The organism is Streptomyces smyrnaeus, assembly GCF_017676345.1.
Lineage (GTDB): Bacteria > Actinomycetota > Actinomycetes > Streptomycetales > Streptomycetaceae > Streptomyces > Streptomyces smyrnaeus.
Window position 1 is genome coordinate 19,090 of sequence record NZ_JAFFZM010000001.1, and the last position, 23,483, is coordinate 42,572.

The 23,483-nt window shown below is 69.6% G+C and carries 24 protein-coding genes and 1 pseudogene; 16 read left to right on the forward strand and 9 right to left on the reverse strand.

The features are described from left to right. Nucleotides 1–332 precede the first annotated feature (332 nt). Entirely contained in the window at nucleotides 333–998 is a 666-nt protein-coding gene (locus JW613_RS00080; protein ID WP_209208617.1) for a TetR/AcrR family transcriptional regulator, read from the reverse strand. A 57-nt stretch (nucleotides 999–1,055) separates the two neighbouring features. On the opposite strand from JW613_RS00080, the gene JW613_RS00085 reads away from it, so the two are divergent. The 3 genes from JW613_RS00085 to JW613_RS00095 all read left to right on the forward strand — a co-directional run bounded on the left by JW613_RS00085 (nucleotide 1,056) and on the right by JW613_RS00095 (nucleotide 3,853). Continuing rightward, a complete protein-coding gene (locus JW613_RS00085) occupies nucleotides 1,056–2,549 on the forward strand; it encodes a monooxygenase (protein ID WP_209208618.1) in 1,494 nt (497 codons plus the stop codon). A gap of 13 nt (nucleotides 2,550–2,562) precedes the next feature. After that, nucleotides 2,563–3,003, forward strand: a complete 441-nt coding sequence (locus JW613_RS00090; RefSeq protein ID WP_209208619.1) for a RidA family protein — start codon at nucleotides 2,563–2,565, stop codon at nucleotides 3,001–3,003. Nucleotides 3,004–3,169: 166 nt separating this feature from the next. Beyond that, nucleotides 3,170–3,853, forward strand: coding sequence for an alpha/beta fold hydrolase (locus JW613_RS00095; RefSeq protein WP_209208620.1), 684 nt, complete (start codon nucleotides 3,170–3,172; stop codon nucleotides 3,851–3,853). Nucleotides 3,854–4,084: 231 nt separating this feature from the next. On the opposite strand, the gene JW613_RS00100 is transcribed toward JW613_RS00095, so the two are convergent. Continuing rightward, nucleotides 4,085–4,783: a type 1 glutamine amidotransferase domain-containing protein gene (locus tag JW613_RS00100; protein WP_209208621.1), complete on the reverse strand. Its 699-nt coding sequence runs from the start codon at nucleotides 4,781–4,783 to the stop codon at nucleotides 4,085–4,087. A gap of 253 nt (nucleotides 4,784–5,036) precedes the next feature. Between JW613_RS00100 and JW613_RS00105 the strand changes: the two genes are divergently transcribed. From JW613_RS00105 to JW613_RS35510, 4 genes are all read left to right on the forward strand, one after another. Next, on the forward strand, nucleotides 5,037–5,921 hold the full coding sequence (locus JW613_RS00105; RefSeq protein ID WP_209208622.1) for a helix-turn-helix transcriptional regulator: 885 nt from the start codon (nucleotides 5,037–5,039) through the stop codon (nucleotides 5,919–5,921). Nucleotides 5,922–6,031: 110 nt separating this feature from the next. After that, nucleotides 6,032–6,601: a TetR/AcrR family transcriptional regulator gene (locus JW613_RS00110; RefSeq protein ID WP_209208623.1), complete on the forward strand. Its 570-nt coding sequence runs from the start codon at nucleotides 6,032–6,034 to the stop codon at nucleotides 6,599–6,601. Between the two features lie 358 nt (nucleotides 6,602–6,959). Then, nucleotides 6,960–8,240 (forward strand): MFS transporter, encoded by a 1,281-nt coding sequence (locus tag JW613_RS00115; RefSeq protein WP_245224729.1) that lies wholly within the window; start codon nucleotides 6,960–6,962, stop codon nucleotides 8,238–8,240. Between the two features lie 22 nt (nucleotides 8,241–8,262). Continuing rightward, a complete protein-coding gene (locus tag JW613_RS35510; protein WP_245224730.1) occupies nucleotides 8,263–8,679 on the forward strand; it encodes a Dabb family protein in 417 nt (138 codons plus the stop codon). 168 nt (nucleotides 8,680–8,847) lie between these two features. Here the strand turns inward: JW613_RS35510 and JW613_RS00120 are convergent, their stop codons facing one another. Then, the gene (locus JW613_RS00120; RefSeq protein ID WP_209208624.1) at nucleotides 8,848–9,048 is read right to left on the reverse strand and encodes a hypothetical protein; all 201 of its coding nucleotides are present in this window, start codon (nucleotides 9,046–9,048) and stop codon (nucleotides 8,848–8,850) included. Nucleotides 9,049–9,508: 460 nt separating this feature from the next. Here JW613_RS00120 and JW613_RS00125 point away from each other — a divergent pair, with 460 nt between their 5' ends. Together JW613_RS00125 and JW613_RS00130 are read left to right on the forward strand one after the other, a co-directional pair. Next, complete coding sequence (locus JW613_RS00125; protein ID WP_209208625.1) at nucleotides 9,509–10,159, forward strand: hypothetical protein; 651 nt, start codon at nucleotides 9,509–9,511, stop codon at nucleotides 10,157–10,159. After that, nucleotides 10,156–10,596 (forward strand): tail fiber domain-containing protein, encoded by a 441-nt coding sequence (locus tag JW613_RS00130; protein ID WP_209208626.1) that lies wholly within the window; start codon nucleotides 10,156–10,158, stop codon nucleotides 10,594–10,596. Before JW613_RS00125 ends, JW613_RS00130 begins: the two co-directional genes overlap by 4 nt. A 155-nt stretch (nucleotides 10,597–10,751) precedes the next feature. Here the strand turns inward: JW613_RS00130 and JW613_RS00135 are convergent, their stop codons facing one another. After that, nucleotides 10,752–11,468, reverse strand: coding sequence for an SDR family oxidoreductase (locus JW613_RS00135; protein WP_209208627.1), 717 nt, complete (start codon nucleotides 11,466–11,468; stop codon nucleotides 10,752–10,754). Nucleotides 11,469–11,540: 72 nt separating this feature from the next. On the opposite strand from JW613_RS00135, the gene JW613_RS00140 reads away from it, so the two are divergent. Both JW613_RS00140 and JW613_RS00145 read left to right on the forward strand, forming a co-directional pair. Next, a complete protein-coding gene (locus tag JW613_RS00140; RefSeq protein ID WP_209208628.1) occupies nucleotides 11,541–12,356 on the forward strand; it encodes a helix-turn-helix transcriptional regulator in 816 nt (271 codons plus the stop codon). Between the two features lie 114 nt (nucleotides 12,357–12,470). Further along, nucleotides 12,471–13,235 (forward strand): MerR family transcriptional regulator, encoded by a 765-nt coding sequence (locus JW613_RS00145; RefSeq protein ID WP_209208629.1) that lies wholly within the window; start codon nucleotides 12,471–12,473, stop codon nucleotides 13,233–13,235. Nucleotides 13,236–13,570: 335 nt separating this feature from the next. On the opposite strand, the gene JW613_RS00150 is transcribed toward JW613_RS00145, so the two are convergent. The 3 genes and pseudogenes from JW613_RS00150 to JW613_RS00155 form a co-directional block, all read right to left on the reverse strand. Next, on the reverse strand, nucleotides 13,571–13,891 hold the full coding sequence (locus tag JW613_RS00150) for a hypothetical protein (RefSeq protein WP_209208630.1): 321 nt from the start codon (nucleotides 13,889–13,891) through the stop codon (nucleotides 13,571–13,573). 194 nt (nucleotides 13,892–14,085) lie between these two features. Continuing rightward, nucleotides 14,086–14,310: pseudogene (locus tag JW613_RS36525) on the reverse strand (DUF5701 family protein); the annotation flags it as partial. Between the two features lie 25 nt (nucleotides 14,311–14,335). Next, nucleotides 14,336–15,313 carry a GNAT family N-acetyltransferase gene (locus tag JW613_RS00155; RefSeq protein ID WP_209208631.1) on the reverse strand — a complete coding sequence of 326 codons (978 nt, stop codon included), beginning with the start codon at nucleotides 15,311–15,313 and terminating at the stop codon, nucleotides 14,336–14,338. A gap of 100 nt (nucleotides 15,314–15,413) precedes the next feature. Between JW613_RS00155 and JW613_RS00160 the strand changes: the two genes are divergently transcribed. Then, nucleotides 15,414–16,388, forward strand: coding sequence for a LysR family transcriptional regulator (locus JW613_RS00160; protein ID WP_245224733.1), 975 nt, complete (start codon nucleotides 15,414–15,416; stop codon nucleotides 16,386–16,388). 326 nt (nucleotides 16,389–16,714) lie between these two features. Here the strand turns inward: JW613_RS00160 and JW613_RS00165 are convergent, their stop codons facing one another. Further along, a complete protein-coding gene (locus tag JW613_RS00165) occupies nucleotides 16,715–17,101 on the reverse strand; it encodes a hypothetical protein (RefSeq protein WP_209208632.1) in 387 nt (128 codons plus the stop codon). Between the two features lie 259 nt (nucleotides 17,102–17,360). Here JW613_RS00165 and JW613_RS00170 point away from each other — a divergent pair, with 259 nt between their 5' ends. Beyond that, nucleotides 17,361–18,335, forward strand: a complete 975-nt coding sequence (locus JW613_RS00170; RefSeq protein ID WP_209208633.1) for a YobF C-terminal domain-containing protein — start codon at nucleotides 17,361–17,363, stop codon at nucleotides 18,333–18,335. A gap of 284 nt (nucleotides 18,336–18,619) precedes the next feature. Next, on the forward strand, nucleotides 18,620–19,417 hold the full coding sequence (locus JW613_RS00175) for an SAM-dependent methyltransferase (protein WP_209208634.1): 798 nt from the start codon (nucleotides 18,620–18,622) through the stop codon (nucleotides 19,415–19,417). A 204-nt stretch (nucleotides 19,418–19,621) separates the two neighbouring features. On the opposite strand, the gene JW613_RS00180 is transcribed toward JW613_RS00175, so the two are convergent. Next, complete coding sequence (locus JW613_RS00180) at nucleotides 19,622–20,410, reverse strand: FadR/GntR family transcriptional regulator (protein ID WP_209208635.1); 789 nt, start codon at nucleotides 20,408–20,410, stop codon at nucleotides 19,622–19,624. 245 nt (nucleotides 20,411–20,655) lie between these two features. Here JW613_RS00180 and JW613_RS00185 point away from each other — a divergent pair, with 245 nt between their 5' ends. After that, nucleotides 20,656–21,813, forward strand: coding sequence for a trans-sulfuration enzyme family protein (locus JW613_RS00185; protein ID WP_209208636.1), 1,158 nt, complete (start codon nucleotides 20,656–20,658; stop codon nucleotides 21,811–21,813). Nucleotides 21,814–21,855: 42 nt separating this feature from the next. Further along, nucleotides 21,856–23,331: a Na+/H+ antiporter NhaC gene (nhaC, locus tag JW613_RS00190; protein ID WP_209208637.1), complete on the forward strand. Its 1,476-nt coding sequence runs from the start codon at nucleotides 21,856–21,858 to the stop codon at nucleotides 23,329–23,331. Nucleotides 23,332–23,483: the final 152 nt, after the last annotated feature.

Sequence of the window (23,483 nt, forward strand, 5' to 3'; positions counted from 1 at the left end):
GACATCGTGCTCGAAACGAGCGGCGCCGGTTCGCGCCCGTTGCTGAGCAGCGCGACCGGCCACCCGACAGGTGCAAAGGTACCGACGCCACCCCACCACCCACTCACAGGACGACGCGGTCGCGCCCGCCTCCGGGGTACGGGCCGGCCGTGCCGTGGACGGGCGGTGCCGAGACCTCCGCACCTGGCCGTCCCGCTGTGCACTCCCGGACGCTCGGTCTGCGGTGATCGCGAAAGACGACGGCAAAGACGACGGTGCGGCGGACAGTCCGGAGCGCATCGTCGAGCTCCTTCCGCTCACTTGGGGCCCGCACCGTCGGGCCACCTGTGGGCTCACTGCCGCACAGCACGCAGTCCGTCCAGTAGCAGCCGCAGTCCGAACTCGAAGTGCTCCGTGAAGTCCGTACTGGTGAGCACCGGCAGGGTGGCGGAGAGGTGTGGATAGGCCCCCGCCACCACCGCCTCGTGCAGACCCCCGGCATCGGCGGACTCTTCGTTCTCCGGCCGGAGGGCGGCCTGTTCCTCCAGCGTGTGGCCGACGGTGAAGTTGGCGACCGCATAGAGCGCCCGCGCCGCTTCACTGTCACCGAAGCCTGCCTCTCGCAGTACGCCGACGAGGCTGTCGGCGAAGCCCAGGGTGTTCGGGCCGGTCGAGTGTGTACCGGCGAAGACGCGTGCGCCGTCGCGATGGGCGAGCAGTGCCGAACGCAGCGCGCGGGCCAGGCGTGCCACTCCCTCGCTCCAGTCGCCGTCCCCCGTCGGCCCGGCGGCGGCCCCGACACCTTCGACCATGCGCTCGGCCATCGCGGTGAGTAGGTCCTGTTTGGTCGCGAAGTAACGGTACAGCGCACCCGCCCGGGCACCCACCGCGTCGGCGAGCCGGCGCATGGTCAGTGCGTCGAGACCGGACTCGTTCAGCAGATCGAGTGCGGTCTCGATGGTGCGGGCCTGGTCGAGTCGCGCGGGACGGCCTCTGGTCGGGCTTGACGGAGAGCTCATGGGTCTTAGTATAGTCTTTACTGAACGCTGTTCATTAAATCGAGGAGGATCGCTCCGATGGACACCGATGTGATCGTCGTGGGGGCGGGCCCGACCGGGCTGATGCTCGCCTGTGAGCTGGCGCTGGCGGGCGTACGGACCCGGGTCCTGGAACGCCGCACCGAACCACAGCGCGATTCGCGGGCGCTGAGCCTGCACCCGCGCAGTGTCGAGCTGATGGACCAGCGGGGGCTGCTCGACCGGTTCCTCCCGCTCGGCCGGACCGTGCCGGGCTGGCACTTCGCAGGGCTGCGCACGCAGCTCGACTTCAGCGGTCTCGACTCACGGCACGGCTACACCCTCTTCCTGGCTCAGGCCCGCACCGAGGCGATCCTCGAGGAGCGGGCGCACGAGCTGGGTGTGCAGATCATGCGGGGGCTCGAGACCCTCGCCGTCAGTCAGGACGACGACGGGGTAGAGGTGGAGGTGCGCGGCCCCGACGACGGCACCGGGACCATGCGCGCCCGATACGCGGTCGGTTGCGACGGCGGGCGCAGCGTGGTGCGTCGGGAAGCGGGGATCGACTTCCCGGGAACCGACGAGACCCTCACAGGGATGCTCGGGGATTTCGCGGTCGTCGACCCGGGCGCCCTCGACAAGGCGCGGGCCCATGGCGTGATCGTCGCGCCACTGGAAGGAGGACGCACCCGGTTCGTCCATCTGGATCCGGAGCGGATGCGGGTGCCGGCCCGCGAGCCGGTGACCCTGGAGGAGTTCCGGGCGTCGCTCACCCGCGTCTGCGGCTCCGACTGCGGGGTCGCCGAGCCCCGCTGGCTGTCGCGCTTCGGCAATGCCACCCGGCTCGCGGAGAGCTACCGTTCGGGGCGCATTCTGCTGGCGGGCGACGCCGCCCACATCCACTTCCCCGCAGCGGGCCAAGGGCTCAACACCGGGCTCCAGGACGCCATGAACCTGGGCTGGAAGCTGGCCGCCGTGGTCAACGGCTGGGCCCCGCGCGGGCTGCTGGACAGCTACGACGAGGAGCGTCGGCCGGTCGGCCAGTCGGTCACCGAGAACACCGAGGTCCAGACCCTGCTGGCGGAGCTCACGCTGGTCGGGCAGTACCAGCGTCCGGCCGCTGCCCTGCGCAAGCTCCTCGACCAGCTGCTGGGCATGGCCGAGGTCAACCGCCGGCTCGCCGAGCAGGTGTCCGCACTCGGCACGGTCTATCCACCGGTGACTCCGGGCGCCGATCCGCTGGTGGGGCGGCGAATGCCCGACGTCGGGCTGACCGCCGCCGGCTCGGAGGCGACGCGGGTGTACGAACTGCTCCACCCGGGGCGCTTCGTGCTGCTCGGTCTGGCCGGGGAGCCCGTCGACGCAGGCTGGGGCTCGCGGGTCGAAGCAGTCACCGTCGACAAGTACGACGAGCGTGCGGACCTCGACGGGGTGACCGAGGTTCTCGTACGTCCCGACGGTCACATCGCGTGGGCCACTCGTACCACCGACGGCGGCGCGCGCATCGACGACCGGGTCCGGGCCCTGACCGCCTGGGCGGGTACGGCCTCCTGAAAGGAACGGAATCATGCCTGTGAACCGCGTCGATCCACCGTCCGTGCACAACCCGTCCGACCAGATCACCCAGGTCGTCGCCGTCGACAGAACACGAATCGCGCATCTCTCGGGACAGGTCGCCTGGGATGCGGAAGGACGACCCGTGGGGCCCGGCGACCACGAGGCCCAGGCGGCACAGATCGCCCGCAACCTCGACGCCGCACTCGCCGCGGTCGGCGCCACCCGCGACGACATCATCGAAGAGACCGTCTACGTCGTCGACTACACCCCGGAGCTGCTGCCGGCGATCTTCGGGCCGCTGCGGGCCGGTGTCTCGCAAGCGCCCGCAAGCACGCTGGTGGGCGTGCCCGCACTCTTCGCACCGGAATTCCTCCTCGAGGTCCAGGTGGTCGCCGCGCTCCCCGGACGAGGGAGCCATGCCGAGCCATACCGACCGACGACACCGCAGTGAGCAGCGAGCGTGCCGAGGCTCCCGAATCCGGCGGGATCCGCAGGGCACCCAACCGGAGCGACGACCAAGATCTCGAAACGGCCGGACGAGCCCCCGACGACCGTCTGAAGCGGATACAACGGGACGTCCGCTCCTGCTGGGCGGCCAGAGCCGAGTCGGAGGGGTGATGGCCACCTTCGTTCTTGTGCACGGTTCGTGGCTCGGCGGCTGGGCGTGGAAGCGGGTCGCCCCCCGGCTGCGGGCGTCCGGCCACACCGTTCTGTGCCCCTCGCTCGCCCCGGCCGGGCCCGGCGTCGGGCTGAGCACCCACATCGCCGAGATCGTCGCTCTGATCGACAGGCACGATCTCATCGACGTGGTCCTCGTGGGCCACAGCTACGGAGGCATGGTCGTCGCCGGTGCCGGATACGAGCGACCGCAGCGCATCCGACGACTCGTGCATCTGGACGCGTACTTCCCCTCGCCCGGCCAGTCCGCCTTCGACCTCCAACCCGTACTGCGCGACGCGTGCGATGCCGCTGCCGCTCTGCGGCCGGAGCGGGAGGCATGGCTGATTCCGCCCTTCGGCTTCGGGGCGATGGGGCTCTCGGGGGCCGACCTGGAGTGGGTGACCTCCCTGGCGCGGCCGATGAACCGGGCCACCCACGAGGAACCCCTGCCGGGCCCCGCGTCCGGCCCCCCGCACCCACCGGCGACGTACATCCGGTTCGGAGGTTCCCCCTTCTTCGCCGACGCGGCGGAAACGGCGCTGCGACGCGGGGCCCGGCTCCTGACAGTCCAAGACGCCGGCCATATGGCACCCATCACCGACCACGAGCGCCTGTGCGCGGTGCTCGGCCGGACAAGCTGAGGAGCTGTTGCCATGCGTCATGCGTCGCTGTCCCGTCGACGTCCGCGTCCTTCTCCTGGACGAACCGAGACTGCCGGCGCTGGGCCCCGCGCCCCGCCCGGCGCCGGGCGGATCGTCACCGTCACGAGCAACGGAGGGGTCGTCGGAGAGCCGTGTGGCTGGTTCACCGGTGGCGCACGAAGGGTGGCCCCTCGTGCGGCGAGGGGCCACCCTTCGTGGGCCGGTGGGGTGTCAGCGCAGCGCGGCGATCATGTCCTCGGCCAGCTTGGTGCTGGAGGCGGGGTTCTGGCCGGTGAAGAGGTTGCCGTCGACGATGTTGTGCTGCTGGTAGGCCACCCCTTCGACGTGGACCGCACCCAGTTCCCGCAGACGGGAGGCGAGCAGCCACGGGGCGCCCTCCGCCGTGCCGAACATCCGCTCCTCCTCGTCGGTGAACGCTGTCATCCTGCGGCCGGCGAAGAGCCAGTTGCCGTCCTCGTCCTTGGCGCTCAGCAGTGCGGCCGGACCGTGGCAGACCGCCCCGATGGGCTTGCCGTCCTTGTCCGCCTTTGCCAGCAGACGGCCCAGGTCGGCGTCCTGGAAGAGGTCGACGACCGGGCCGTGGCCGCCGGGCAGCACCACCGCGTCGTAGTCGTCGACGTCGATCTCGTCGAGCTTCAGCAGCGGGCCGAACTCCTGCAGCGCCTGCTGGGCGTGTGCCACATAGTGACCGCACTCCTCCCCCGCGACCGCCGGGTCGGCGCTGTGCTCGTCCAGCGGCTGCAGCACCCCGCCCGGAGAAGCGAAGTCGACCGTGTAACCGGCCTCCGTGAACTTCTTGTGCGGGGCGGCCAGTTCCTCCGCCCAGTAACCCGTCGGGTACTTCGATCCGTCGGTGCGCTCCCACACGTCGGCAGCCGACATGACGATGAGAACCTTGCCCTTGCTCATACGAGTTCCTTTTCCGTGGAAAACCGTCCGGAGCAAGCGGCGGATTGCTCCGGGAAAGCCGTGTCAGGCATGACGCGATTGCGGCAGAGGACATGAGTGCGTCCCCTGCCGCTCGCCCTGAGGACGTACATTCAGCATGGCCCGCCGGCGGCCCCCGCGGACGCCCGTAGCAGGCCCTGCGCAACAGCGGACCCGGCAGCCTAGGACTGAGAGAGCCACGCGGGAACCACCCACGTCCGCGATACTGCTTGGTATGGCCAACAACAACCGTGAGCTGGGAAACTTCCTGCGGAAGGCGCGCAGTCAAGTGGATCCCGAGCAGGCCGGCCTTCCGCCGGACAGCCGTACACGGCGTGTTCCGGGCCTGCGCCGGGAAGAGGTCGCCCGCCTGGCCGGCGTATCGACCGACTACTACGCCCGGCTCGAACAAGGACGCCCGATCTCCCCTTCACCCGGTGTCGTGGACGCACTCTGCCGCGCCCTGGGCCTCGACGAGGCGGGACGCACCTACCTTCACACCCTCGTCGGAGTGACGGACGCGCCGGCACGGCGTCGCAGCCGAAGCGTCCAAAGACTCCGCCCCGGTCTCCGCCAACTCATCGACGCGTTCGACGGCGAACCTGTGCTGGCCCTCGGCCGCCGCAGCGACGTCCTGGCGGCCACCCGGATGGCCAAGGCACTGTTCACCGACTTCGACCAGATGCCCGTCCGCCACCGCAACTACGCACGCTGGATGTTCCTCAGCGAGGGACCCCGGTCCTTGTTCGTCGACTGGGAGGACCAGGCACGGGCCGCGGTGGAAAGCCTGCGTCTGGAGGCGGGACGGGACCCGGACGATCAGGCCACGAACGATCTCATCGCAGAGCTGCGCGGAAAGAGCGCCGAATTCCATCACTGGTGGGAAAAGCACCGGGTCCACCAGCGCACCCACGGCTCCAAACACCTCCACCACCCCCTGGTCGGTGAACTGACGGTGGAGTACGAGACGCTGATCCCGCCGGGAGACCCCGACACGACCCTCTTCATCTACACCGCGGAACCCGGCTCGTCGTCCCGACAAGCACTCGACCTCCTGGCCATGTGGACCCTCACCGGCGCCGGAGCACCCCGGCCCGGCACAGCACACGAACACGACTGACCTGGCGGACTCACCGCGATTCTCACCGGGTACGCCGACGCGTGGTCCCTACGACGTCATCCTTGGCGACGCGGTTGACAGCCCTCATTAGTGAGTGGTTTATTACTCACATGCCGAAGCCCACCTCGCAACGACAGCTCTCGACCGCCGACGAACGGCGCAGGACGGTCCTCCAGACCGCGGTCAGCGCGTTCGCGGACCGGGGCTACTTCGGCACGAGGACCACGGACGTGGCGCAGCGGGCCGGTATCTCGCAGGCGTACATCTACCGGCTCTTCCCCGACAAGGAGGCGCTGTTCGTGGCGGTGGTGGAGCACTGCTTCGCGCGGGTCCGCGAGAGCCTGGGCGACGGGGCCGCCGCGGCGAAGGGGAGTTCCGCACAGGAGATCCTGGACGCGATGGGGAACGCGTACGCCGAACTCATTTCGGACCGCGACCTGCTGCTGCTCCAGCTCCACGCACAGTGCGCGGCGGCCGCCGAGCCGGCCGTCCGCGAGGTGGTGCGCAGCGGTTACGCGCGTCTGGTCGAGTACGTACGGGGAGCCTCCGGCGCACCGGAGGCCGACGTTCAGCGGTTCTTCGCCGTGGGCATGCTGTGCCATCTCGTGGTCGCCCTCGACACCCACGAGATGGATGCCCCGTGGGCCCGAACGCTGTCCGACGGGCTTCGGCACTACTGAGACCCGGAGCCGATCGCCACAGGGAGGGGGTGATCTCATGCACCGCACCGTCGCGGCCCGTTGGGCCGCACTCGTACCGCTGGCCGTTTTGGACGCGGCACTGTTCGCGCTGTGGCGCTGAGCACCGTGCCGCGATCTCCGCGGCTCTTTTTTTGGCCGCGAGAGTGAGTGGTCAACCACACATAGAACGAGGACGAGCCCAAGGAGTACCGACATGCCACCCACCACCACACCCGCTTCGAGCGCGGAACGGCTTGCCTGGAAGGCCACGCTGACCGTCCTGCTGCTCGCGCCGGCCTTCATGGTCACGCTCTGGAACTGACCATCGACGGCTCGTTCCCGCGAAAGGAGGGTCGCCATGACCCTCACCACGGCACAGCCCGTCCCGGCGCGGCAGGCACCACCAACGCGCGCGGCCCGCGCCGCCCTACTGGCCTCGGCCGCGCTGACCCTCATGGCCGCGGCGATCATCGCGCCCGGACTGCCCGCGATGAGCGAGGAGTTCGCCGACACACCCGGCGGGGGGCTCCTCGTCCGCTTCGTGGTGACCATCACCTCGCTCGCCATCGCCGTCAGCGCGCCGGTGTCCGGGCTCATCGCCGACCGTGTCGGCCGACGTTCGCTGCTGGTGTCCGGTCTCGCGCTGTACGCCGTCAGCGGCACGTCGGGGTTCTTCGCCACCGACCTGTATGTGCTGCTCGCCACGCGGGCGCTGCTCGGCGTCGCGGTGGGCGGGATCATGACGGCGGTCAGCGCGACCATCACCGACTGGTTCGAGGGGGCGCGACGGGCCTCGTTCCTCGGGTTGCAGCAGGCGTTCGCGAGCCTGGGCGGGGTCGTCTTCCTGCCGCTGGGCGGGATCCTGGCCGGGGTCGACTGGCGTGCGCCGTTCTGGCTGTACGCCGTATCGGCCGCCGTCGCCGTCCTGGCGTTCACCGCCCTACGGGAGGGGCAGCGGGGCGGGCACGGCACGGATCCCGCGGCCGGGCAGACCCCGCTGCGGGGGCGGCCCCCGCAGCACAGCGGGACGAGCCGCATCGTCGGCGTATACCTACTGGCGCTCGTCGCGACGCTCGCCTTCTACATGGGTCCCACCCAACTGCCGTTCCTGCTCCAGGACTTCGGCAGCGGGCCCGGCGTCGTCGGGGCCGTGGTCGCCGGAAGCACGCTGTCCGGGACGCTCGGCGCGCTGGCCTTCCCGTATCTGCGACGAAGGCTGGCCACCACCGCGATCACCGCCGTCAGCGTCGCGCTGCTGGGCACCGGCTGGCTGCTGGTCGGGGCGGCCGGCACGGTCGTCCACGTTCTGGCCGGGATGCTCGTCGGCGGTGCGGGGGTCGGGCTCGTCGTGCCCAACCTCAATCTGCGCCTGAGCGAACTCGCCCCCGGCGGGCGGCGGGGACGAGTCCTCAGCGGGCTCGTCACGGGAATCTTCCTCGGGCAGTTCCTCTCGCCACTGGCCCTCCAACCCCTCATCCACGCGGCCGGCCTCGCGGGCGCGTTCACGTGGACGGGAGGGGCGATGGCGGCCGGGGCGGCCCTGGTCGGCCTCATCACCGGCCTGGCCCGCCAAGCCCGCGTGCCCGCATGCCCGCGACAGGACCCACCCCACACCGACCACGCCCATCACCAGAAATGAACTCCGAAAAGGGAGCACCCTGATGATCCACCACTGTGTCCGCTTCACCATCAAGCCCGGCACCACGCCGGCACAGCTCGAAGACGCCCTCGCCAGCCTGCGCAACCAGGGCGAGGTCATCCCCTCCGTGCGCTCCTTCCTCGTCGGCCGCGACCACGGCGGCGAATACGAGTGGGGCGCCACCTTCGAGATAGCCGACCTGGAGGGCTACTGGGAGTACCTCATCCACCCCGCCCACCGCCGCACCGACGAGATCGGGCTGCCGCTGGTCGACAAGTTCGTCTCCTTCGACATCACCGACGACCTCGACCCCGAATCCGGCGACAAGATCGCCGCCCTGCACCGCCGCCGCTACGACGCCGACCCCGGCCTCACCGAACTCGTCTCCAACCTCAACCAGTACGAAGGCAGCGCCGCCCCCGGCCCCCACGCCACCTGACACCCGTCCGGGAGGCGGGGAACGGCGACCTGGTACCGCCGCCGCCCCGCCTCCCGGCGCCCCCACCGCTTCAGGGTCGCGCCTTCGCCTCGGAGGATTGCACACGAACGTACGGACCGCCCCTGGCCGCCTACCGCACAGCGAACGGTGCCGGGGCCCGTACCCCGGTCACTTGACGGGGTGCCCGTCGTACTTGCCGCCCTGGCAGCGCCACGTGTGAGTGGCGACGCCGCGCGGCATCCCGCCGCCCCGCATGCACTCCTCCCAGGTGACAGGGTCTTTGTCCGCAGCGGGTGCTGCGCCGGCAAGGCCCGTGACGACCGAGCCGACGACAACCAATGTGGCCACGGCGCTCGCAACGTACCGCATTCCCGATCTCCTTCTGCTGGCCGGGTACTTGTTCCTTTGCCGTGATTCCACTGGAGCAGTTTTCAGCAAACCGAATTCCCCCGTGCGAGGGCAGCTGAATATGTTTTCGGTGGAGCCCGCCCGCACTTCGACAGGAAGGCCCACAAGCTCCGCCGGGGATGGTGCGTACCGCGGCGAACCCGGTAAGAGGTGCGTACTTCGGATGATATTTTTCAGGCCCTTTGCGCGGGTCCTGCTTCCACACGCCCCCGAGCATGTCCGGTTCGGTGCGTAATGGCCAGGGAATCAACCTTGAGCCGACAGTCATAGACCCGCGAGGTCGCCGTAGCCACGGCATTCCCGCTGGAGTCCACCGGGCGCCGACGCACGGCACCGGACCACGGCAGGCCGCATTTCCCGGCACTTCCGCCCCAGCCGCTGAACGGCTTTCTCGCGGGCACCCCGGAAAAGGAGAGAGTCAGTGTACTCGAATGCCCTCGACACCTTCGTCAGGTCCGTGAAGCACGGCAAGGAAATCATGATCATCCATCGGGTCACCGGAGGTTATCTGACCCAGAGCGGTGACCTGCAGATCGCCACGGACCCGCTGGAGGGGATCACCGACAAAAAGCACCTGTGGGTCGTCCACCTGGACGGCTACATCAAGAACAACACGGTCTTCAGCCTGGAGAACAAGAGCTCCGGGAACCGTCTGACCGTCAACGACACGAACCCGCGCGAGGGCATGACGTTCACCGAGGCCCAGGAGCCGGGCGCCACGGGCAAGGCGGCCGACGCGCAGCGGTTCTTCGTGCTGCCGCTGTCCTGCGGCGGCTACTCGCTGGTCCCCGTGCTGTGGCCGGAGTACTGCCTGGGGCCCAAGGACAACCACCCCCAGCCCGGTTGCGACCGGCCGGTCCTGCACTTCGGCAACGACTCCTCGCTCAACTGCTCCCACGACTTCGTGCTGCCGCCCACCGGGCCGCCCCGCCGCGACCCGACGGACACCAACCTCGACGCGGCCGGTGACTCCGGGAAGTCGGGCGGCTCCGAAGCGGGCGCACCCGCGCCCCGCCGTGCCTCCGACCGGGCCTGGAAGACCGCCGTCACCCCGGTGGTCTGGGACCGGTGAACGGGTGGTTCCTGCGTGGCGTGCTGGCCAGGATGCGCACCCCGGCGCCGGTCAAGGAGGCCCGTCGGCGGGGCACTTCCCTCGCGGGGCCGGCGTCCGGTGCCACAGCTGAAGCCGTCCGCGCGGGTGCGCCGGTCAACGGGCACGATGTGCTGGAGCAGGTGGCGCGGCTTCCGGTGAGCACCTGGCGCTATCACTGGGATCCGCCACACGTGCGGCACATCGGCCCCATGGCGCAGGACTGGTGGGCGGCCTTCGAGGTCGGTGAGAACGACCGGACCATCTGCTGCACCGACGCCAACGGTGTCGCCCTGGTCGCCATCCAGGCGCTGCACCGGCAGTTGGAGGAGCTGCGCAGCGAAGTCGCCGCTCTCCGCGCGCAGGTCGCCCATCAGCAGCCGCAGGAGTCCGAACATGCCGGGCCCCGGGCCGGTTGACCCGCTCAAGGGGCTGCTCGCTCCTCGGGGCTGTGCGCTTGTGGGCCCCGGCCCGCTCGGGGCGGCCGTACCTCGGTCCGCTTGTCGGCGAGCAGCGACCCCCGGCGCCCCTTCTGCGTCGTAGAGGCACAGTCGGTCCGGGGACCGATCAGCGATCACCAGGGGACGGGAGATCCGTCCCAGGAGAAGAAGCCGCCGGTGGGGCCGTCGTCCGGCAGCAGGGCCAGGCGGAGGGCACCCTGCGCCGCCTCGGCCGGGTCGCCGCCGACAGCGGCGGCCCGGGGGTTGAGGTCGGTGGCCCGCACGCCGGGGGCGAGCGCGTTGATCTTGAAGCCGTCCTCGGCCAGCGTCTGGGCGTAGCAGACGGTAAGGGCGTTGAGGGCGGCCTTGGACGACCGGTAGACGGCAGCGCCACCGCTTCCCGGGGTGAATTGCGGGTTGGGGTTCGTGCTCCAGGTCAGCGACGCGGTGCCGCTGGAGACGTTGACGATGCGCGGGTGCGGCGACCGGCGCAGAGCGGGCAGGAAGGCATTGGTCACCGCCACCACCCCGAACACGTTGGTCTCGTACGTGCGCCGGTATTCCTCGACCGGGGAATCGGTCGGCGAGGCGAGTGACGGTGCGATGCCTGCGTTGTTGACCAGCACGTCCAGGCGCTCCACCTGGTCCGCGGCTTGTGCGATGCCGTCGGGATCCGTCACGTCGAGGACCAGCAGCCGGGCGCCGGTGCCGATCTCCTCGACGGCCCGCTGTCCGCGCTGCGGGTCGCGGGCGCCCACGTACACGGTGAAGCCCTCGGCCGCGAGCAGCCGGGCGATGTGCTGGCCGATGCCCTTGTTGGCACCGGTGACGAGAGCTGTGCGATCGTTCATGACCACTACGGTCCTCTGGCGGTGGGCGCCCTGCCAGGGACAGTCTGTACCAGGCAAGCGGCAGGAGGTGGCATGGCGCGGCAGGAGCTGGCCCGCTTCCTGCGGGACCGTCGGGCGGGTCTGCGTCCGCAGGAGGCGGGGCTGACGACGACGGGTACCGTCCGCCGTACGCCGGGCCTGCGCCGCGAGGAGGTGGCGGCGCTCGCCCATATGTCGGTCGACTACTACACGCGGCTGGAGCAGGCCCGGGGACCGCGGCCGTCCCCCCGGATTCTGGACGCGCTGGCCCGGGCCCTGCGGCTCACACCGGCCGAACGCAGCCACCTGTTCCGCCTGGCGGGGTCGAACGCGCCGCCCGGCGGCAACGCCGTGCGGCGGGTACGCCCGCACGTGGCCCGGATGCTGGAGCGGCTGCCGGAGACCGCTGCCATCGTCACCGACGCGGCGTACGGCGTCGTCGCCTGCAACCCCCTGGCCCGGGCACTGCTCGGCGGCGACCTCGCAGGTGGGACGACCAACCTGGCCAGGCACCGCTTCCTGGGCCGGTCAGGGATGTACGAGAGCTCCAGCGCCGAGGAGTTCGGGCACATCGTGGTGGCGCGGCTTCGCCGGGCTGCCGACCGCTACCCGCACGACCCGCGGGTGACCGCCCTGCTGTCGGAACTGCACGCCGGCAGCGAGGAGTTCCGGCAGATCTGGCGGACACGTCCGGTCCACGCTCCGGGGCACCGCACCAAGACCCTGGACCACCCGGAAGCCGGGACACTGCGGTTGAACTGCGACGTCCTGCTCGTGCCCGAGGATGACCAGGAAGTCGTCCTGATCACAGCCGACCCCGGATCACCCGCCGTGCGGGCCCTGCACAGACTGGCCGGGCAGGCGACCTGAAACGCCGCCGAAGGGTGCCGGCCGCCGGATTCCGGTTGTGCTTTCCGCTGCGTCAACTTCTACATTCTTCTGCGGGCCGGAGCGGCCGGCCCGGCGGCGATGGGAGGCGGGGCAATGGCCTGGTCGATCGCGGACGTGGCCCGGATGTCCGGGGTGACGTCCCGGACACTGCGGCACTACGACCAGATCGGCTTGCTGCCGCCGGCGTGGATCGGGAGCAACGGGCACCGCTACTACGAGCAGGCCGAGCTGCTGCGGTTGCAGCAGATCCTGCTGATGCGTGAGCTGGACGTGGGGCTGCGCGAGATCCGGGCGGTCCTGGAAAGCCAGGTCGATCAGGTCGCCGTGCTCCGCGAGCACCACCAGCGGCTGCTCGCGGAGCGGGACCGGCTGGAGACGCTCGCCCGTACGGTCGGCCGTACCATCGCCGAACTCGAGGAGGGCAAGGACGACAACGATCCGGTGAAGATCAACAGGCCGGAGAATCTGTTCGAGGGCTTCGAGTCCTCTCCCGAGATCGATGCCGAGGTCCGGGAGCGGTGGCCTCGGGCGTGGGAGCAGTCCCGGCAGGTCGTAGAGGAGATGACTGCCGAGGACGCGGAGCAGTGGCAGCGCGAGGTGACGGCGCAGATGATCCGCATGGCGGAGTTCATGGCGGCCGGCACACCGGTTTCCGACGCCGCGGTGCAGGCCGAGGTGGACGCCCAGTACCAGTTCGTGTGCCGGTACTGGACCCCGAGCGCGGCTGCTTACAAGGGGATGGGCCGGTACTTCGTCGATGACCCGAGGTTTCGGGCGAACTTCGACAAGATCGCCGACGGGCTGGCCGACTACCAGCGCGAGGCGATGGTCTTCTACGCCGATGCCCGGCTGAGCTGACCGACGGACCCACCTACCGCGCGCCGCAGACGCCGCAGGTCCCCCTCCCCCGCCCATCCGCTGCCGCGCTCAGCGCATCCGACCGAGCCGGGCAGTCCCTGGTCGGCGGTGCCTGGACCGCCGCAACTGCCCGGCCGCTCGTGGAACCGGTAGCCCGACCATGAGCCGGCGCGTACGGGTGCATCGTCGGTCCGTCCGCACTGGGGTCGGGGCAGAGGGCTCGGCGGGGCCGCTCCGCGCCCCGCCTCATCCGGCACCTCGGGCCACGGGGGAACCGTCCACCCCCCATCACCCCCTTGTCCAACTGCGCGCCTGCACATTGAACCCGGCGTCGCCTAGCTCGCCTTGAACGGCGCCGCACTCTGGAAGAAGCACACGACCTTGTTGTCCAGCGCGTAGGCCGGCATCCCGTACCAGAGTCTCGGGGCCAGGACCGGAGCGTCGGCCCTGACGACGGCATGGGCGCGCTCGGTGGTGATCCGATCAGAGCCCTGTATCACCGCGATCTCCTCCCGCTCGTCCCGTTCCGCCCCTGTCGCCTGCTCAACGCGTGAGGTGCGGCGCGCTGCCTCCTTCTGCTCCTGCGCATGCCCCTTCACCGCAGCCCTCTCCTCGGCGGTGAATCCCTCGTATGTACTGGTTCCGGATCTGGTCATGGTCACCTCTGTCGTCGTGAGTCGGAATCAGGCCGGTGTGGTCTGCCGGACCTGCTCGTTGCGGCCCCTGCCTCGGTCGGCAGGGGTGCGGGCGATCTCCGTGCGGGTCGGGGAAACCCCCGGCGGACACCGGGCGACAGCCGTGAGACACCGAAGGAGCCCCGTAGCCGGGCTGGTCGAGGCTCACGCGCGGCGGCGGAAGCCGTGCCGAGCCAGGTGTGCGGGTTGCCCTCCCAGCACCAGCCCAGCTTCGGAGCCTTCTGGCTGATCCAGATCGCCGGCACCCTGCGGTCACCGCACCGCGAGCCGCCGGGCGAGAAGCACTTGTTCCTCACGAGCATCTGCGGGAAGTGGGTGAGGAGGGCTGTCCCTTCCTCGATGGTGAGCAGGGCGCGCCCGCGCCCGGCGATGGTGGCCATGCGGGATCCTTTCGGCGCGTTGTGGTCAGCCCTCGGTCAGAGCAAGCTGGTATCGGTGGGAGGTGCGCACTCGGCGGAAGCCGAGCTGTTCGTTGACCGCGAGCATGGGGGCGTTGTCCGCGGCGTTGTCGGTCTCGATCTCGACGACCTGCGGATGCTCGTCGTGCAGGCGGCACAGCATCTGGGCCTTGAGCCACACACCGAGGCCGCGACCGCGGTGGGCGGGCACCACCACGGTGTCGTACTGCCGGGCTCGGACGGCTGCCGGGCCACCGGGCAGTACGAGTTCGGTGAAGCCGGCGACTCCGCCGCCGTGCAGGGCCGCGACGGTCAGCAGGCTGTCGCCGCGGCCGGTGACGACCGCGGCCATGGCGCGTACCCGGTCGGCATCCCAGCCCACCGTGCCGTGGTCGAGCTCGCCGACGGGCATGTCGTTCATGGCGTTCTTGGCGGCCGCGAAGGCGTCGGCGAGCACGTCCGGCACCTCGCCCTCCCACTCGGCCGTGCGGTACCCCGGGTGGTCACCGGTGGCCAGCTCGTCGAGCCAGCCGCGGTGCACATCGTGCAGCGGCAGCAGCAGGTGGTGCAGGGTCAGGGCGCGGCGGAAGCCGTGCCGTACGCAGAACAGGTCGGCGGGGGTGCAGGCGGGCGCCTCGACGACCAGACTGCGGCGTCCCTGGGCGACGGCTTCGGTCGTCAGGGCGGACAGCAGCCGGGTGCCGGTGCCGCGGCGTCTGGCGTCGGGGCGGACGTGCAGCTCCGCCTCGGCCAGATGTTCCTGACCGGTGCGGTCGAACAGGCGCAGCGAGGCCGCGCCCACCGCTCGGCGGCCGTCCCGGGCGTTGTGCTCGACGGCAAGCCAGACGAGCAGTCTGCTGTTCAGGGCGGGGCCGGTGAGCCTGGTACGGGTCTGCCCCGGACTCGGCGGGGCCGCATCGGGCAGGTCCTCGGCGAGTGAGGCGGTGGCGACCTCGTGCCAGGCATCGGCGTCTTTCCAAGACACCGACGGCACAGCGATGATGTTCACCGATACTCCCATGGGCTGGGGGAACTCCTCGGTCAGGGTCCTTGTCGGACGCTCGGGCTCGGGGGCGGACGGGGACATGGGGGAACAGGGGGACGGCGTGGAACTGCGGGATATCGAGATATTTCTGACGCTGGCGGAGGAGCTGCACTTCGGGCGGACCGCCGAACGGCTGCACGTCACCCAGGCGCGGGTCAGCCAGGCCATCGCCAAGCAGGAACGCCGCATCGGTGCCGCGCTGTTCGAGCGGACCAGTCGACAGGTCGTCCTCACACCGCTGGGAGCGCGGTTGCGCGAGGACCTGCAGGCCGGATACGAGCGCATCCGCGGCGGCATGGAAACGGCGATGGAGACGGCCCGGGGGGTGCGGGGCTCCCTGCGGCTCGGCATCTTCGGTCCCAACGCCCATGATCTGGCGCCGGTCACCAAGCTGTTCCGCCAGCGGTATCCGTCCTGCGACCTCTCCTTCCACGAGGTGGGTATCAGCGACCCGTTCGGGCCGCTGCGTACGGGGCAGGTGGACGTGCAGACCTGCTGGCTGCCCGTTCGGGAGCCGGACCTGGCCGTGGGCCCGGTGATCTTCGAGGGCCCGATGTCACTGATGGTCTCCGACGATCATCCGCTGGCCGGCCGCAGACAGGTCCGCCTGGAGGACCTGAGCGACTGCGTCCTTCCGGCGATCCCGGAGCCGGCCCCGCACTACTGGGTGGAAGCGGTGGAACCCTTCCGCACGCCGAGCGGGCGGCCGATCCCCCGCGGCCCGCAGGTGACGACGTTTCAGGAGGTGATCGGCTTCGTCCTCACCTCGGGCCTCGCGGCTGTCGTGCACGCCGACGGCCCCCGCTACTACCAGCGTCCCGGCATCGTCTACCTCCCGATCGAGGACGCCCCGCCCGGCCGATGGGCGCTGATCTGGCGGACGGCGGCGGAGACCGAGCTGGTCAGGGCATATGTGCGGGCCGCTGAGGAGGCACGGGGGAAGCTTCGCCACCAGGGGCTCGAACCTGCCGCCGAGACGCGACGGCGGCGATCTCGGCCTGAGTCCCTGACGTGACGGTGCGGACTGGCTCGGTGACCGGTTCGACGGGCCGGTCCCAGCAGGCGGGGCGGCGTAGGGGTGAGCCACGGTCGGGTCGGGGATCATCACTGGCATGGCCCTTACGATTCCCGGGACCGGCCGGACGATCAACGGCACTTCCGGAAACGGTCGATAACCGCGCGCTAATCGTTCGCCGTGCTTGCGTCGGGGCCACGGACCGCATGCCGGCCCGACCCGGACCAGTGCTCGGTGACGGCACCTACGCAGCCGGGCCGGAGAGGGCAGTGGGGGGACCGCAACCGGCGTGGTGCACGCCGGGAAGCGGCCCACGGGACTCCGGGCTATTCGTTGAACCACTCCGAAAGGACGCTGCGCCCGCCACCGTTCCAGAAGAGGTGCATCTGGAAGTTGGCCAACTGCCCGACGTCGTACGGTCGCTTGTCGCATCCGGCGTCGCCGCCGTCGGATTCCTTGAACGCTATGATCGGATCCCCGGTGGAGCCCTGCTTGTACAGATAGCCTGTGACGCCGTGGCCGTCGGCCTTGGTGTCGCAGATCTTGAACACATCGCCGTCGTCGATGAAGACCATCTTGCCGCGGCCGTTCGGGAGGTAGATGGTCTTGTTGCTCTCTCGCACATCGGCCTGAGCCGGGGCTGCCGCAGTGGCGATCATCGCGGCGGCGGCGCCGGCGACCACCGCGAAGTGGATGGACCGAGATCTGGCCATCGATTCCTCTTCCTGTTCGGCGGAGAATGCTCGCAAACGTGCGAAGCGCAGAATTCCACGCGGGCATGGTCGCGGAAAGCCACGAACAAGACACTCCACAGGTTCGCCTATCGCCGGTCTGGCTGCCGGAGACAGCACCCCCGAAGCGTGGCGGCCTCGCCGACGCATCCAGTGGGGCGTCCGGATCGACCGGCACGTACGGGAGGTGCGAAGGGGGCGGCTTGACCCTCACACCATGGCAGGCGTCACGGTGCCAGGCATGTCTTTCACCTACGTCGGGTCCGGTCCGTACTGCTACGCCAACTCCCTGGCGATGATCCTCGCCGATCAGGCGCCGCCTTTGGCTGTGATCGAGGTTCTGACAGGCTCCCCGTACGGGATGCAGTTGATCGGCGGGCGGCTACCGCTGTTCGACTCGTTCGGCTGGGATCCCGAGATCGGGCTGGACGACGCGATCGGCCTGCTCGGCTGGGAGTGCGAACGCATGGACGGGGGGACGGCCTCGGACGCTCTCGACCGGCTGCGTCAGGCCTGCCAGGACGACGGTCCTGTGCTGGCCGGGCCGCTCGAGCTCGGGCTGCTGTCGTATCAGCCGGGGTCGGGCAAGGCAGTGGGCGCCGACCACTACCTGGTGGTGCTGGAGGTGGGCGACGACACCGTGCTCGTCCACGACCCGCAGGGTTACCCGTATGCCACGCTTCCGGTCGCTGCCTTTGCCCAGGCATGGCGCGGGGAGTTGATCCCCTATCTGGGGCGGCCCTTCCGGATGCGGCACAAGTTCACCCGGCGCCGGCAGGTCGGCCAGAAGGAGGCGTTGCTGCGCGCACTACCCGGTGGGTCGGCCTGGCTGGCCGGCCGGAGGGATGTGGAGGTCGCTCCCGGGACGCTGGGACAGGCCGAGGCCGCCGAGCGCACCGCCCAGCTGGTGGAGTACGGGCTGGATCCCGAGGTCAGGCTGCTGTGGCAAGAGTTCGCGGTGCGCGTGGGGGCCCGCCGGCTCAACGACCTGGCAGCCTGCCTGCTGTCCCTGGGCCTCGATGACGGCGCCGCCATCGCCGCAAAGCAGGCCCGGATCGTCGGTGGCCTGCAAGGGGCGGTCGTATCAGGCGACGACAAGGCGCTCGCGGCTGGTCTGCGTCGGCTGGCTCCCACATACGAACGACTGCGCGCTGCCCTGATCGCTGATGACGGCACAGGACTCGCCGGTGACGACGGACAAGGCACCCCGCACTGAGCTGGGCCGTGGTCGGGGGCCTGCCTCGCCGTCGGACCTCCGCCACGGGGACGGCTCTGCGGGCCAACCGCACACGGAGCCCGGCTCACCAGGCGGGACGACAGGCGCCGAACCGAATAACTGACAACCTGCAAAATCTCCCAATGCCATTACAGCCTGTGTGGCCGGGAGGTAACGTGCGGTAGCCACGCCGAGGTGGTGCCTGCGGGGCGGAGGACATCCGCAGCAGACACCTGTGCACGGCGATCGTCTGCCGTCCATGAAGGTCAAGGAGCTGAACGCCAATGGCGAACGCGCAAAGCCCGGAGATCCGCAGCGACATCCCGCACTCGGCGCGGATCTGGAACTACTGGATGGGCGGCAAGGACAACTACGAGGTCGACCGCACCGTCGGAGAGGCCTGCCTGGAAATCGACCCGGACATCTCCACCATGGCCGTTCAGTCGCGCCAGTTCCTCATCCGCGCGGTGCGCTACCTGGCCAACGAGGCCGGCATCCGGCAGTTCCTCGACATCGGCACCGGACTGCCCACCATGCAGAACACGCACGAGGTCGCGCAGGGCGCGGCACCGGAGTCCAGGATCGTCTACGTCGACAACGACCCGCTGGTACTCGCCCACGCCCGGGCGCTGTTGATCAACACCTCCGACGAGGGAGTCACAAGCTATATCAACTCCGACTTCCACGACCCGGAGCAGATCGTCTCCGATGCCCGGAACGTCCTGAACTTCACTCAGCCGATCACCGTCATGTTCATGGGCGTGCTCGGCCATGCCAACTCCCACGAGGACATGCTGCGCATCGTGCGCACCGTCATGGAAGCGGTGCCCTCGGGCAGCCACCTGGTCCTGTGGGACGGCTCCGTCGACAGCCAGGCGTATGTGACCCTCTGCGAGGAGTATGCGAAGACCGGCGGAGCCCCCTACTACCCGCGCACCCAGGACCAGATCCGCGCCGCCTTCGACGGCTTCGAACTCATCGACCCGGGCTTCGTCCCCATCGTCGAATGGCGGCCCGAATCCTCCCAGCTCGGGGAGCGGCCGCAGATCGCCGCGTACGGCGGAGTCGCACGCAAACCGTGAATCCAGCGTGGTGAACCCCGGGGCGATTGCTCGCGCTGACCTCGCTCGGGCCGGTGGTCCGAAGACGCACGGGTGAGGTCGGCGCGGAGTCGCTCGCGGGGCGCGGCCCGGCGTCGCCGCCGAGGTCGCCGGAGTACCCGGGGCACCGCGTCGGCACTGCGGGCCGTGCCCCGGGCGCGGTCATCATGGGACGGGCAGTATCCCCTACTCGGCGCCGTCCCCCTCGGGGCGGCTCTCGATCTCCTGCAACGTGATGTGCAGGTGGTATTCCATCGCCGCGACCGCCTGCGCCGGATCACCGGTCAACACGGCGTCGAGCAGTTCCTCGTGTTCGGTGGCGGAGCGGGCGGGATCGGCCCCGGTGGCGAGGTACCGCCGATGGCTCTCCTCCCGGCTTTCGGCGAGTGAGCGTTCCAAAGCGTCCAGCATCTGCGTCAGGCTGGTGTTGCCCGCAGCTGCCACCAGCGCCTGGTGGAAGGCGACGTCCGTACGTATTCGGGTGGGCATGTCGAGCGGGTTGGCGCGCTGCTCGGCGATCGCCTCGCGGGCTCGGGCGATGTGCGGCCGGGTCTGCGGCTCCTCCGGGCCCGCGATCCGCTGTGCGGCGAGTCGGGCGCCGTGCACCTCCAGCGCTTTGCGGATCTCGGTGAACTCCATGAGAGCGCGCTTGTCTCGAAGGACCGCGAACGCGACGAACTTCTCCACCGGCAGAGCGTTCGGTGAGGCCACCACGGCCGGCTTGCCCTGACGCCGCTGCACCAGGCCGCGCGCCTCAAGAGTCTTCATCGCCTCCCTGAGCACCACCCGGCTCACCCCGAACCGTGCCGCGAGCTCGCCCTCCGGAGGAAGTTGGCTCCCCGGCTCGACGTCCGGGCCCACGCACAGCTCCTCGATGAACTCCACGACCTGTGTGGTCAGCGACCGTGGCTGGGCGCGCATCGCGCTGCGCCCAGCCGGCTGCCGCGCGGACTCCCCCTCCGCCGTGTCCTTCAATGCGTTCGCCCCTTAGTCGAAATCGGCACCTGAGCCTACTGAGCGGCAGCCTGCCGAGCGGCTGTCCGCTGAGCGGCTGCGCGGCCCGGTGCGGTACGGACCAGTGCCGATCGTATGCGTTCGGTCGTACGCGTTCGTCGGAAAGTGTTGACCACGTAGCAGCTTATATTACAAGCTACGTCCGTTCGGCGGCTCGCTCGAAGACCCGCCGACGTCCGCACGCCAGTCCGCGACGAGGGGCGCAGGTGAACAGCACCGATCAGCAGATATGTATGGGCGCCTGGGACGGCCCGGGCGTCGGACCCGGTGCCGTGGCGCCCCCCATCTACCAGACGAGCCTTTTCACCAAGCCGTCCTTCGAGGAGTTCGTACGGCAGCAGGCCGCCGAGCACGAGAACTTCGTCTACAGCCGGGGCACCAACCCGACGGTCGCCTTCCTCGAGGAGCGTCTCGCGCTGCTGGAGGGCGGCGAGGCCGCGAAGTGCTTCGCCTCCGGCATGGGTGCGATCGGCGCCGTCTTCGCCGGCCTGCTGCGCGGCGGCGACCACGTGCTCTTCGTCAACACCGTCTACGGCCCGACGATCGAACTCGCGCAGCACCTCGAACGCTTCGGGGTCGAGCACACGATCCTCGCCGACCCGGCCGCCGTCGACATCGAGGAGCACATCCGGGAGAACACGTCACTCATCTATTTCGAGAGCCCGGGCACCATGCTGATGAAGGTCGTGGACGTTCCGGCGCTGACGACGGTCGCGCGGCGCCACGGCATCCGCACGGTGATGGACAACACCTGGTCCACCCCGCTCTTCCAGAAGCCGCTCGCGGCAGGCGTCGACCTCGTCGTCCACTCCCTGACCAAGTACATCGGCGGGCACAGCGATGTCATCGGCGGCGCGGTGATCGGCTCCCAGGACACGATCCGCGAGCTCTTCTACCAGGGCCACCAGCTGTTCGGCGCCGTCATGTCCGCCATGGAGGCGTCCCTCGTGCTGCGCGGACTACGGACCCTCCCGGTGCGGATGGAGCAGCACCAGCGCAACGCGCTCACCGTCATCGACCATCTGCGCGCGCATCCCGAGGTCACCGCTGTCCACCACCCGTACATCGATCACGACCCGGACGAGGCTGTGATCACCTCCCAGTTCAGCGGCTTCTCCGGACTCCTCAGCTTCGAGCTGCGGGACGGCACCTTCACGCGGGTGTCCCGGTTCATCGACGCCCTGCGCCTCTTTCGGATCGGCCCCAGCTGGGGCGGCTACGAGTCTCTCGTGACATCGCCATTGCGCTCCACCGGCGCCCCGGCCCCGGAGCTCGACGGCCTGATCCGGCTCTCCGTGGGGCTCGAGGGCGCGCAGAGCCAGATCGAGGACCTCGACCGGGCTTTCACATCACTCGCCCGCTGACGGCCTCCATACGCCCTCACCACTCATGCCTGAGAGGAAACAATGAAGTTTCAACAGGACACGGCGTCGGCCGATGAGGCCGAGAAACGTGCGCGCCCCCGACCGCGACTCGCCGTGGCGCTCATTCCGGTGGCCATCACCCTGGCGATCTTCGTCGGCGGTATCGGGATTCTGGAGTTTCCCGCGGAGCTGATGCTCATATTCGCGGCCATCGTGTTCACGATCTTCGCCGCCCTCCACGGCGTCGGTCTGGACCAGGTCCTCACGGACATGGGCGAGAAGATCAAGCGAGCCCTGCCGGGCATCCTCATCCTGCTCAGCATCGGGATGCTGATCGGTACCTGGATGATCGCGGGCACCGTCCCGCTCATGGTCACCTACGGTCTGGAACTCATCAACCCTTCGTATCTCTACGTCCTGTCCTTCGTCGTCACAGCCATCGTCGCCACGTTCACCGGGACGTCCTGGGGCGCGGCCGGCACGATCGGCGTCGCGCTGATCAGCGTCGCCGCCACGATGGACATCTCGCTGGCGATCACCGCCGGTGCCGTGGTCTCGGGTGCGTACTTCGGCGACAAGCTCTCACCGCTCTCCGACACCACGAACATGAGCTCCCTGGCGGCCGGCGCCAACATCTACGAGCACATCCGCCATATGCTCTACACGGCGGTGCCGTCATCGGTCGTCGCGATCGTGGTCTTCCTGCTCGCCGGGCTGTCGATCGACACGGGGTCGGTCGACCTCGACGTCATCGAGCGCACCATCGCCGAGGTGCAGGGACTGTTCGTCCTCAACCCTGTGCTGCTCCTGCCGCCCGCAGTGGTCCTCGTCGGCTCGATCATGCGCAAGCCCCCGTTGATCGTGCTCTTCGTGTCCTCGATGACCGCCCTCGTACTCGCCGTACTCGTCCAGGGCTTCAGCATCGCCGACACGTTCGACGCCGCCGTCTCCGGCTTCACCACCGATATGCTGCCCGGCGATGTCTCGGCCCCGGTCACCGAGCTGCTCAACCGAGGCGGCCTGACCTCGATGTACAGCTCGGCGTTCTTCGTCTTCTGCGCGTTCTTCTTCGCCGCGGCGCTGGAGAACTCCGGCGTACTCAGCCTTCTGCTCAGCAAGCTGATCGACAAGCTGCGCTCCACCGGCAGCCTGGTGACGGCCACGCTGCTCTCCGGCTTCACCGTCATCAACGGCACGTCGAACGCCCTGGTCACCTACTTCCTCATCAACGACCTCTACGGCGACGCCTACAAGAAGCGGAACCTGCACCCGACCAACCTTTCGCGGAGCATGGAGGACTCGGTCACCATCACCGAGGTGCTGGTGCCCTGGACCGTCTCCGGCGCCTTCTTCGCATCGACGCTGGGCGTGGCGAACTTCGACTTCCTGCCGTGGGCCGTCTTCTGCTGGAGCGGCATCGTCTTCTCCGCGCTGCTGGCCTATCTGTCGCCCCTCACCCGCGACTTCGGCATCCGCCGCCGGGACCCGGAGCCCGAGGCGGAACCGGCGAAGGCCTGACGGGCACGAAGAGGCGACGAGCCACAGACTCGTCCTCTGCGCCGGACGCCCACGCCGCCGAGCATGCGCAGGCAGCAGAGCTGCCGGCAGAGGCCAGGTCGGTGAGGCCGCTGAAGAACACTCGTCCCACTGGTCGTCGGCCCTACGAAGTG

Coding starts and splice junctions, on each gene's coding strand:
- JW613_RS00080 (WP_209208617.1), bottom strand. CDS start 998: ATGAGCTCTCCGTCAAGCCCGACCAGAGGCCGTCCCGCGCGACTCGAC.
- JW613_RS00085 (WP_209208618.1), top strand. CDS start 1,056: ATGGACACCGATGTGATCGTCGTGGGGGCGGGCCCGACCGGGCTGATG.
- JW613_RS00090 (WP_209208619.1), top strand. CDS start 2,563: ATGCCTGTGAACCGCGTCGATCCACCGTCCGTGCACAACCCGTCCGAC.
- JW613_RS00095 (WP_209208620.1), top strand. CDS start 3,170: ATGGCCACCTTCGTTCTTGTGCACGGTTCGTGGCTCGGCGGCTGGGCG.
- JW613_RS00100 (WP_209208621.1), bottom strand. CDS start 4,783: ATGAGCAAGGGCAAGGTTCTCATCGTCATGTCGGCTGCCGACGTGTGG.
- JW613_RS00105 (WP_209208622.1), top strand. CDS start 5,037: ATGGCCAACAACAACCGTGAGCTGGGAAACTTCCTGCGGAAGGCGCGC.
- JW613_RS00110 (WP_209208623.1), top strand. CDS start 6,032: ATGCCGAAGCCCACCTCGCAACGACAGCTCTCGACCGCCGACGAACGG.
- JW613_RS00115 (WP_245224729.1), top strand. CDS start 6,960: ATGACCCTCACCACGGCACAGCCCGTCCCGGCGCGGCAGGCACCACCA.
- JW613_RS35510 (WP_245224730.1), top strand. CDS start 8,263: ATGATCCACCACTGTGTCCGCTTCACCATCAAGCCCGGCACCACGCCG.
- JW613_RS00120 (WP_209208624.1), bottom strand. CDS start 9,048: ATGCGGTACGTTGCGAGCGCCGTGGCCACATTGGTTGTCGTCGGCTCG.
- JW613_RS00135 (WP_209208627.1), bottom strand. CDS start 11,468: ATGAACGATCGCACAGCTCTCGTCACCGGTGCCAACAAGGGCATCGGC.
- JW613_RS00140 (WP_209208628.1), top strand. CDS start 11,541: ATGGCGCGGCAGGAGCTGGCCCGCTTCCTGCGGGACCGTCGGGCGGGT.
- JW613_RS00145 (WP_209208629.1), top strand. CDS start 12,471: ATGGCCTGGTCGATCGCGGACGTGGCCCGGATGTCCGGGGTGACGTCC.
- JW613_RS00150 (WP_209208630.1), bottom strand. CDS start 13,891: ATGACCAGATCCGGAACCAGTACATACGAGGGATTCACCGCCGAGGAG.
- JW613_RS00160 (WP_245224733.1), top strand. CDS start 15,414: ATGGGGGAACAGGGGGACGGCGTGGAACTGCGGGATATCGAGATATTT.
- JW613_RS00165 (WP_209208632.1), bottom strand. CDS start 17,101: ATGGCCAGATCTCGGTCCATCCACTTCGCGGTGGTCGCCGGCGCCGCC.
- JW613_RS00170 (WP_209208633.1), top strand. CDS start 17,361: ATGTCTTTCACCTACGTCGGGTCCGGTCCGTACTGCTACGCCAACTCC.
- JW613_RS00175 (WP_209208634.1), top strand. CDS start 18,620: ATGGCGAACGCGCAAAGCCCGGAGATCCGCAGCGACATCCCGCACTCG.
- nhaC (WP_209208637.1), top strand. CDS start 21,856: ATGAAGTTTCAACAGGACACGGCGTCGGCCGATGAGGCCGAGAAACGT.